Below are 9,491 nucleotides of genomic sequence, written 5' to 3'. Positions count from 1 at the left end.
CAGGAAGGCGCCGACCGCCGCGTCCACGTCCGTGGCCGGCAGCAGCGGCCCTTCGACCTGGCCGCGCCTCCCCCGGGTGGGTATGGCGTCGATCTCCGTCAACGTGCCCTCCATCAGCGCGATTTGGCGAGGGTCAGCGAGTAGTGCTTGGTGGTGTAGCCCCACCCCGCGTTGGCCGTCCTGAGGTAACGGGTCAGCTGCTCGGACAGTCCGGGCTCGATCTCGTCCAGGCGGGCCGCGTTGCGCTCCACGTTGGCGAGCCAGTCCTCGATCGTGCGCCGGTAGCCCTCGGTCAGGTCGTCCACGGCGACGACCGAGAACCCGGCGTCCTCCGCGCCGCGCACGAGGTCGGAGAGCGGACGCATGTCGCCCCAGCCGAAGATCGAATCCCGCACGAACACGGAGTTCTCACGCTCGGCGAACTCGGCGCGCCGGGCGTTGTTCCGGTAGCAGCTCTCGGACACGTACATGCGGCCGCCCCGCCTGAGGGCCGCCCAGGCCTTGCGGTAGACGGCGTCCAGGTCGGGCATGTGGACGATGGACCCGAGCATGGTGATCGCGTCGTAGGAGCGCGGTTCGAGCTCCAGGTCCTCGATCTGTCCTATGCGGGTCTCCACCTGCCCGGTCAGGCCCCTCGCGGCGGCCTGCTCGGCGATGTAGGCGTGCTGGTTGGGCGCGGGGCTGATGCCCGTCGTGGTCGCGCCGTACTCGGCCGCCATGAACAGGATCAGTGAGCCCCAGCCGCAGCCGATGTCGAGCAGCCGGCCGCCCTCCCGGATGCCGAGCCGGCCGGCGACGTAGTGCAGCTTGTTCTGCTGGGCCTGGTCGAGGGTGTCCTCGTCCGTGCGGTAGATCCCCGCGCTGTACTTGCGGGTCCGGTCGAGGTACAGCTCGAAGACCCGGGGGTCCTGGTCGTAGTGCTGGTTGGTCTTCGGCGCGGCCGGTTCGATGTGGTCGACGGTCATGGGGTCAGCCCCGTTCGGCGAGGAGGGTGGCGACGGCGTCGGCCACGTCGTCGATCGTCTTGAAGCCGAAGACCTGGTCGTCCTCCAGCTCGATGTCGTAGGTGCGCTCGATCCGGGCGACGGACCGCAGCACCTTGACCGAGTCGGCGCCCTCGACGGAGGTGAGGTCGCGGTCGGGGGTCAACTCGGCCGCGGGGCGGCCGAACTCCGTGGCGACCAGGTCGGTCACGGTGCGGATGATCTCGTCCTTGGTGTGGGTCTGGGACATGTTCGCTCTCTCTCCTCGTGCGGTGTCTCTGCGGGAAGGGCCGTGCCGGGCGGCCGGCCGGTCAGTCGGTGCGCAGCGCGGACAGCGCCTCGTCCACCAGCCGGACCTCGTCGTCGGACATCGCCATCCGGGCCTTGGCCTGCTCCGGGGTCACCGGCTGGTAGGAACCCGTGACGAAGACGACGGCCTGTCCGGCGGCGTCGGTGATCTGGGCGTGGGCGGTGTACGGGCCCGTGTCGCCCGCCACCGCTTCGGTGCTCGCCGTGCAGTGGTAGGTGGCGCCGATCGCGAGGGGTTCGACGTAGCGGGTGCGCATGCTGGTGGTGAAGACCGACACGCCCAGGCGGAGGACCAGCAGATTGCCCATGATCTCGTCGCAGACCGTGGCGGACATCCCGCCGTGCACCACGCCGGGGTAGGACTCGAAGGCCCGGTCGAACGCGAGGGTGCACGCGAGGCCGCCGTCCGGGGTGTGCCGGAACCGGAGGCCCAGCCCCCGCTCGTTGGCGGGCGAGCAGCCGAAGCACTGGTAGTCCGGCAGCACCCGCCAGGGCAGCTCGGCCGGACCGCCGTCCCGCGAGTCCGCCTCCGTGGTGAGCCCGGTCACGCGGCGATCACCTCCGCCAGCGCGCGGCGGACCTTGCCGTTCGTGGACAGGTCCATGTCCACGATGCTGCCGAACACCTTGCGGATCTTCCCCTGGAGCTCCAGCAGTTCGTCGGCGTCGGCGATGCTCTCCAGGAACAGCTCGAAGGCGGTGTCGATGGTCTCGTGGTCCTCCAGCTCGGTCAGCTCGCTCTTGAAGATGCCGACGGGGTGCTTGATGCGCTTGTCCGAGGTGTAGACGTAGAGCGTCTCGAGGACCGATGCCGTCTCCTCGGGGTGCCGAAGGAGCCGCTCCTTGCAGTAGTGGATGAACTCCCGGGCGTGCCCGGCCTCGTCCCGGCTCGCGTTCAGGAGCAGGGTGTGGAGGACCGGCTCGTCCACCGCGCCCGCCACCCTGCGGTAGATGTGATTGACGGTCAGCTCGGAGATGATGTTGGTGGCCAGGGTCGCGGACGGCGTGATGCCCGGGTCGTACGGGGCCCGCATGGCGGCCACCGCCGTGTCGTCCACCTTCTCGCCTATGGCGTCGAGCCAGGCCTTGAACATGTAGTGGTGCTGGACCTCCTGGTTGCCCCAGACCACGGCGAAGGTCGAGAAGTCGTAGTCGTCGACGAACTCGTTGAGGAAGCCGTGCACGGCGGCGATGACGTTCGACTCGCCCATCACGGCGCTCTTGGCGATCGTCACGTACTCGGGCTTGACCTTGCCCTTGTCGACGGCGGAGAAGTCGATGTCCGTCAGCTTCCAGTGGTTGCGCTCGTACTGGGTGAAGACGTCGTAACTGTGCATCAGTTCATCCCTTGGTCGTGGCGGTCGGCTGCGGCGGTGGGCGTTCTTCAGCGGCCGTTGGCGAAGTCGCTCCTGGCGGCGAGGCGTTGGAGCTTGCCGCTGGTGGTACGGGGCAGCGTGTCCGGGGCCACGAGCACGACGCGCAGGTCGTCCAGGCCCAGAGCCCGGCGCACCAGGGTGCGCAGGCGGTCGGACAGGGCGGGGTGCTCCGCCTCGGGGCGGGCGGTCTCGGCGACGAGGACCATCGTCTCCCGACCGCCGCCCCGCTCCTCGGCGTGGTCGCGCTCCTGGTGGACGAAGGCCACACAGCGGCGGCGGTGCACGGCCTCGTCGGTCCGTACGGCGCTCTCCACGTCGTCCGGGTAGTAGTTGTCGCCGCGCAGGATGAGCATCTCCTTGCCGCGCCCGGTGATGTGCAGTTCGCCGTCGGCGAGATATCCGAGGTCCCCGGTGCGCAGCCAGCCGTCGGCGGTGAACGGCTGGTCCAGGGTGCCGGCGTCGTCGACGTACCCGGCCGTGACGGACGGCCCGCGCAGCTGGACCTCGCCGACCGCCCGGTCGCCGAGCGCGCCGCCGTCGCCGTCCGGATCGGCGATCCGGAGCTCCATCCCGAGCACCGGCCGGCCGACGGCGACCACGCCGCGCGCACCCGGTGCCGTCCGCTCGACCGGTACGGCGGCGCCCCGCTCGGCGAGCGCGGCGCGGTCCACCCAGTCGAAGCGCGGACCGCGCCCGAGCGGCGGGAAGGTCACCGCGAGCGTCGCCTCCGCCAGTCCGTACACCGTCAACATCGCGCGCGGGTCGAAGCCGGCCGGGGCGAAGTGTCCGAAGAAGGTCTCGAGCGAGTCCACGGCGATCGGTTCGGCGCCGTTGAACGCCACCCGCCAGCGGGACAGGTCGTACGAGGCCGCCTCGTCGGCCGGCACGGCCTCCACCAGGTAGTCGTAGGCGAAGTTGGGCATCGGGCTGATGGTGTAGCCGCCGTCGGCGAACTGCCGCAGCCAGCGCGCCGGATCCTTGACGAAGGCGGAGGGCCGCCAGATGGTGCAGGGCACGCCGGTCAGGATGCCGGTGAGTGTGCCGAAGAGGCCCATGTCGTGGAAGAGCGGCAGCCAGCTGGAGTTCTTGTCGGCGGGCGTGAGCCGGATGCCGTCGCGGATCGCGCGCAGGGTGGCGAGGACGTTGGCGTGGGTCAGACGGACACCCTTGGGGTGCGAGGTGCTGCCCGAGGTGTACTGGAGGACGATTTCATTCGTTGCGGGCACGTCCGCGCCACTCACCTCGTCCGCCTCGTCCCGTCCCCCGTGGGCCAGGATGCCGGCCGCCCCGAGCACCCGGCGGCCCGGGAGCGCCTCCTCGATGAAGGGCAGCATCGCGGCCAGCCGGGTCGAGACCACCACGTCCTTGATCCCGGCGTCGTCGAGCACGCCGACCAGCCGGCCGGCACCCTCCTTCGCGTGCATGGGCAGCGGGCACACGCACGCGCCGAGGCGGCTGAGCGCGAAGAGGATCAGCAGGAAGTCCGGCTCGTTGGTGGACAGCACGCCGATCCGGTCGCCCTCTCCTACGCCCAGGTCTCGCAGGTGCGCCGCGATCCTCCGGGACCGCGCGCCCAGCCCGGTCAGGCTCAGCGCCACCTTGTCGGCCGGGAAGTCGACGGTGACGTCCCCGTGCCGGGCGGCGATCCGGTCCAGGGCGGTGTGCAGTGTCGGTTCGTCCATGGGTTCCCCCTCTCGTACGGCGGCGTACGACGGCACGTCGGCCGGCCGTCCGTGCCTTCCGTACGGCGTCGGTGTCGAGGTCGCCGCGCTCGTCAGCGACCCGTGGTCATGTGTGCGGAGGCGCCGGGGCGCAGCTCCCAGCGGCCGTCGGGGCCGGTGCGGTGCGGCGCCCACCGGGTGAGGCGCACGACGGCGGGCACCTCCGCCGCGGTGACCGCCAGGTGGCGGTCCCCGAGGTTCACCACGCGCGTCCGCAGTCCGGCCGGCCGCCCGCGCCAGGTGACCTCGGCCCATTCCCGGCCGGGGTGGCCGGTGAAGTGGATCGTGGAGAGCCCGGCGCGCAGTCCGTGCCCGAGCGCCTTGGCCGCGCTCTCCTTGGCCGCCCACAGGCGCCGTGCCCCGTCCGGTGCGGAGAGCAGCGCGCGGTCGGCCCCGCCGCAGAAGCGGCCGGCGACCTCGCGCAGCACGTCCTCGCCGGTGTCCTCCACGTCGATCCCGCACGCGCCGGTGCCGAGCACCAGTGCGAGCAGCCCGCTGTCGTGGCTGACGTTGAAGCAGGGCTTCCACGCCGGCGTCCCGGACAGGTGCGGGCGGCCGTCCGCGTCGGTGACGACGGGTACCCGGTGCGCCGGCCGCCCGGTGGCCCGGCTCAGGACGGCCCGGACGAGAAGCCGGGACGCCTGTGCCTGGGCGCGTCTGCGGCCCGGGGTGTACCGGTCGCGCAGTGCCGCGCCCTCCGGCCCGGGCAGCGCGGGCGGGCCCTGTTCCGCCGCCGCGTACACGCCGGACAGGTCCGCGAGGTGAACGTGGAGGAAGGGTGCTCGGTGCGGGCCGGCGCCGGTCGCCGGTGCCATGAGGTCCCCGCCGGCGGTGCCGTGGACTATGCCGGTGCCCGGCCGCCGGCCGTGGCGGGCAGCGTGGCAAGTCCGCGGAACTGGAGGTTGTCGGCGCGCCAGCGGTACGGGCGGGTCTCGTCCAGTGCGAGGTCGGGCACCCGGTGGGTCAGCTCCCGCAGGACGCAGGCGCCTTCCAGCCTGGCCAGGCCGGCACCGATGCAGAAGTGCACGCCGGTGCCGAGCGCCACGTGCCCGGTCTCGGTGCGGGTCACGTCGATCCGGTCCGGGTCGTGGAAGTGCTCCGGGTCGCGGTTGGCCGCTCCCCGTACCAGGTAGACGAGCTGGCCTTCCCTGATGGGGGTGCCGTGCAGCTCGATGTCTCGGGTGACCAGGCGGTGGGTGAGCTGCACCGGACCGTCCCAGCGGAGGATCTCCTCCACGGCGGCCGGGATGAGCTCCGGCCGGGCCTTGATCAGCTCCCACTGGTCGCGCTGGGTGAGGAGCCCGCGCAGTCCGTTGCCCATCATGTCGACGGACGTCTCGTACGTGGCCACCAGCAGCAGGAGCAGGTTGGAGCAGAGCTCCTCGTCGCCCAGCCGCTCGCCGTCCTCCTCGGCCTGCACCAGACGGGAGATCAGGTCGTCCTTGGGGGCCTTCCTGCGCTCGGCGATCACGGCGCCCAGGTAGTCCATCATCCGTTGCAGCGACTGGACCGCCGGGGCGTGCGTGCCGAGCAGGTCGGGGGCGCCGCCGAGGAAGATCTTGATGGTGTCGCACCACTGGGTGATGAGCGAGCCGTCCTCCTCGGGCAGGTCGTAGAGGGCGAGGAGCACACCGGCCGGCACCGCGTAGCTCAGGTCGGGGATCAGGTCGAAGCCGTCCTCCTTCTCCAGCATGGCGTCGACGAGCCGGGTCACGATGCCCGCCACCCGTGGTTCGAGCAGCCGCACGTCGCGCGGGCTGAAACCCTGGTTCATCAGCTTGCGCACCCGGGTGTGCTGGGGCGGGTCGAGCATCCACATCCACTGCGAGGCGAGCGAGACGAAGCGCTGCATCGCGGGAGTCGGGTTGGCTCCGCCGCGCGCGGCGAGCAGGTGGATGCGCCGGGACGAGAAGGTCTCGTGATCGCGCAGCGCCGCGTTCACGTCCTCGTAGCGGGTCAGCAGGAAGCCGTTGAGCTGGTCGTCCCAGTGCACCGGATCGTGCTCGCGCAGCAGCGCGTAGGTGGGGTAGGGGTCGGTGAAGACCTCCGGCGTGAGCAGCTTGAGGCCGGCGGCGGGATTTTCCTCACGCACGGGTCAACTCCCCCCGCCCGTGGGATCGTTCAGCAGGCCTTCGGCCGTCGCGCGGGGCACTTCGGCGATGCCGGTGCCCGTCAGCACGGGAGTGCCGGCGTCGTTGACGACACTGATCTCACAGGTGATCAGCGCCCGGTCGGCGGGCACCTGCCCGGTCCCGGCGGGGGCCTCCGCGGCGTCGGCACCGGTGGCGCGGAGGGTCGCCGTGACGGTGTCGCCCTCGTAGACCGGGGCGAGGAAGGTGAAGGAGAGATCCCGCATGTGCACGCCGGGGTCGGCGAGCAGAGGAACCACGGAGAGGGTGAGCGCGCCCTGGGCCATCCGGCGGTCGCCGTGTCCACCCATGTGGTGCGCGCCCAGGTCGCCGGTGAGGCGAGCGCAGACGTCGATGTCTTCGGTGCGTAACGTGCGCGTGTTGGTGCGGGTGGTGCTCACGGCAGAACCATCCGTTCTCTTGAAGCGCTTTACGTGTCAGCACGGAGGGTCACGCGCTGACGATGAGACCCTTGCTGCGGCCGGTGATCACGACCTCGTCCCCGCACCGGATGCGCGCGTCGAAGGCGATCTTGGTCATCCCGGCGGTCGGTTCCAGGCGGGTGACCTCCAGCTCGGCGACGATCTCCTCGTTGCGTCCCAGCGGCCGGGTGGCCTGCCAGTCCATGCGCTGGGAGAGGTAGTCGAGGTCACCGCCGAGCTTGGTCAGGGGCGCGACGGTCAGTACGTACGGCAGGTGCTCGGGCAGCGATTCGGTCGGCTCGCCCGCCAACTCGTAGTAGTCGCGCACTTCTTGGTCGGTGTACTGCTTGGTCCAGGTCAGAACGGTGCCGACGGAGATGTCTCCGTGGACGGCGTTCTTGATGGCGATGGACGACAACATCCCCTCCAGTACGGGAAACCGACGTGGCGAAAGATGGCCGGTCACTACCTACCAGTAGGTAGCGGCCTGCTCGAATCATGCCTCACAGGGCGGTCGCGCGGAAAGGCGTTCGGTGATTGTGGCCTGCGTCACATTGGCCGGATCGCTGCGACCGCGCCGCGCCGGCAGGGGCGGGGGCTGCCGGGGGGCGGGAACCGGCCCCGCCCGGCCCCACCCGGGCCTCAGGAATCCTCCAGCAGACCGCGCATGGTCTCGGCGGCGCGTACGGCGGCGTCACCGCAGCAGTTGTTGAACAGGACGTGCAGCTGCTCGGCCCGGTCCGCCAGGAAGCGCAGGCGCGGCAGCCAGGCGGCCAGTTCCTCGCGGGTGTAGGTGTGACGGAAGCGGTCCTCCTTGCTGCCGGTCCCCCAGGCGGCGCTGCGGCCGTGGAAGCGGACGACCGCGAGCTGCGAGGACGTGACGGGGGTGTCGCCGGGCATGGAGGTGGGCAGCCCCCGGGCCGTGTCCACGGCCACCGCGGTGGCGTCCAGGTCCCTCAGCAGGGCCGCGGTGTGCTCCCGCCGGTCCTCGCGCCACCAGTCGGGATGGCGGAACTCCACGGCCATCGGCCACCGGTGCGCGCGCTTCCTGGTGTGGTGCAGCACGGTCTCCGCCCGCGCGCCCGGACGGAACCACGGCGGGAACTGGAACAGTACGGTGCCCAGCCGGCCGGACTCCCGCAGGGGCCGCAGGGCCGCGCCGAAACGGTGCCAGACCTCGTCGAGCAGCTCCGGATCCCCGAGGTCGTGGCCGCGCAGATCGGCGGGCAGGGCGGCCTTGCGCGTCGGATGGCCGGTGAGGAGGGAGAACGCCTTGACGTCGAACCGGAAGCCCGGCGGTGTGCGTTCGCTCCAGAGCACACTGTTGCGCACGCTGGGGAGGGCGTAGTAGCCGGCGTCGACCTCCACGACGGGGAAGCGTTCGGCGTAGTACCGCAGCCGCCCCTCCGGATCACGCCGACCGGGCGGGTACCACCCACCGGACACCAGCGCCTTGTCCGTCCACGAACACGTCCCGATCAGTATCTCGCCCATGCCGGCCGTCCCTTCGTCACGGCCCGTGTACCCGGGTGCGCACGCGCCGCACGCCGCGGAGCCGATCTCCGGGGCTCCCCGTACGGACCCGCACCGGCTCTATCGAGGCGGCGCGGCCGGCACCACCTCGCGGAGCGCCTCCTCGATCAGGCCGAACGGCGGGTGGTCCGTCAGGTAGAAGTGGCCCCCGGGAAGCAGGTGACGCCGGAACGGACCGCGCGTCGCCACGGACCAGTGGTCGGCCTCGGCGGCCGTGACGTGGTCGTCCGTGTCCCCGGCGATCGCGGTGACCGGGCAGTCGAGCAGATCGGTCGCCCGGTGCTCGTACGCCTCGAACATCCGCAGGTCACCGATGAGGTACGGGAGCACCAGCTCGCGCATCATCCGGTTCTCCATCAGCTCCGCGTCCACACCGCCCAGCTCCATGACGGCGGCCACCACGGCCTCCTCCGTGAACTCTCCTCCGTCCGGGAGCGAGGGGCGCTCACGGTGCGGCGCCCGGCAGCCGGAGGCGAAGAGACGCAGGATCGGGGTCCCGCGCCGCTTGAGCAGCAGGGCCGTCTCGTAGGCGACGACCGCGCCCATGCTGTGGCCGAAGAACACCAGCGGCCTGTCGTCGGGCGGACGCAGCGCCTCCGCGATGTCGGCGGCCATCCCGCGCAGGTCGGCGGGCGGCGGCTCGGTGATGCGCTGCGCCCGGCCCGGGTACAGGACCGACCGGACCTCGAGGCCGGGGAGCGCCTCGGCCCAGGACCCGAAGAACTGGGCCGAACCCCCGGCGTGGGGGAAGCAGACGAGCCGGTACGGGGCCTCGGGGCGTGGGGTCCGGCAGTACAGCCAGCTCATCGCCGCGCCTGCCCGTCGTCCAGGGCGCGGGCCCGGCGGGCCCGGGCGGCCCGGGCGCGGCGTACCCGTTCGGCGCTGCCGTCCATACGGGCGCCGCCGGCCGGGGCCGAAGCCGCACCGGACCGGATCAGCTCCACCTGGGCCTCGACGGTGGTGCAGCGGTAGAGGTCGAGGGGAGAGGGACGGACGCCGGTCAGGCGCTCGAGGACACT

The 9,491-nt window shown here is 71.7% G+C and carries 12 protein-coding genes; all 12 read right to left on the bottom strand.

The annotated features are described in order from the left end of the window. Positions 1-113: 113 nt before the first annotated feature. Positions 114-965, bottom strand: coding sequence for a class I SAM-dependent methyltransferase (locus RIF68_RS16035; RefSeq protein ID WP_309051932.1), 852 nt, complete (start codon positions 963-965; stop codon positions 114-116). Positions 966-969: 4 nt separating this feature from the next. Next, positions 970-1,233 (bottom strand): acyl carrier protein, encoded by a 264-nt coding sequence (locus tag RIF68_RS16030; RefSeq protein ID WP_309051931.1) that lies wholly within the window; start codon positions 1,231-1,233, stop codon positions 970-972. Between the two features lie 61 nt (positions 1,234-1,294). Continuing rightward, a complete protein-coding gene (locus RIF68_RS16025; protein WP_309051930.1) occupies positions 1,295-1,840 on the bottom strand; it encodes a PaaI family thioesterase in 546 nt (181 codons plus the stop codon). Beyond that, a complete protein-coding gene (locus RIF68_RS16020; RefSeq protein WP_309051929.1) occupies positions 1,837-2,628 on the bottom strand; it encodes a ferritin-like domain-containing protein in 792 nt (263 codons plus the stop codon). Before RIF68_RS16020 ends, RIF68_RS16025 begins: the two co-directional genes overlap by 4 nt. Positions 2,629-2,675: 47 nt before the next feature. Then, on the bottom strand, positions 2,676-4,349 hold the full coding sequence (locus RIF68_RS16015; protein WP_309051928.1) for an AMP-binding protein: 1,674 nt from the start codon (positions 4,347-4,349) through the stop codon (positions 2,676-2,678). A 92-nt stretch (positions 4,350-4,441) separates the two neighbouring features. Then, on the bottom strand, positions 4,442-5,203 hold the full coding sequence (locus tag RIF68_RS16010; protein ID WP_309051927.1) for a 4'-phosphopantetheinyl transferase superfamily protein: 762 nt from the start codon (positions 5,201-5,203) through the stop codon (positions 4,442-4,444). Between the two features lie 26 nt (positions 5,204-5,229). Continuing rightward, on the bottom strand, positions 5,230-6,480 hold the full coding sequence (locus tag RIF68_RS16005) for a cytochrome P450 (protein ID WP_309051926.1): 1,251 nt from the start codon (positions 6,478-6,480) through the stop codon (positions 5,230-5,232). Positions 6,481-6,483: 3 nt separating this feature from the next. After that, complete coding sequence (locus RIF68_RS16000) at positions 6,484-6,918, bottom strand: hypothetical protein (RefSeq protein ID WP_309051925.1); 435 nt, start codon at positions 6,916-6,918, stop codon at positions 6,484-6,486. 49 nt (positions 6,919-6,967) lie between these two features. Beyond that, positions 6,968-7,360, bottom strand: coding sequence for a hypothetical protein (locus tag RIF68_RS15995; RefSeq protein WP_309051924.1), 393 nt, complete (start codon positions 7,358-7,360; stop codon positions 6,968-6,970). Positions 7,361-7,581: 221 nt separating this feature from the next. Next, positions 7,582-8,433, bottom strand: a complete 852-nt coding sequence (locus RIF68_RS15990) for a DUF72 domain-containing protein (protein ID WP_309051923.1) — start codon at positions 8,431-8,433, stop codon at positions 7,582-7,584. A 99-nt stretch (positions 8,434-8,532) separates the two neighbouring features. Continuing rightward, a complete protein-coding gene (locus RIF68_RS15985; protein ID WP_309051922.1) occupies positions 8,533-9,279 on the bottom strand; it encodes an alpha/beta fold hydrolase in 747 nt (248 codons plus the stop codon). Then, positions 9,276-9,491 (bottom strand): hypothetical protein (locus tag RIF68_RS15980; protein WP_309051921.1); only part of this gene is annotated, 216 nt, incomplete at its 5' end. The genes RIF68_RS15980 and RIF68_RS15985, both read right to left, overlap by 4 nt.

Origin of the sequence: Streptomyces sp. (genome assembly GCF_031178505.1) — a bacterium.
Classification (GTDB): Bacteria; Actinomycetota; Actinomycetes; order Streptomycetales; family Streptomycetaceae; genus Streptomyces; species Streptomyces gulbargensis.
Note: the sequence above shows the minus strand (reverse complement) of the source record. Positions and strands in the feature narration are given on the sequence as shown.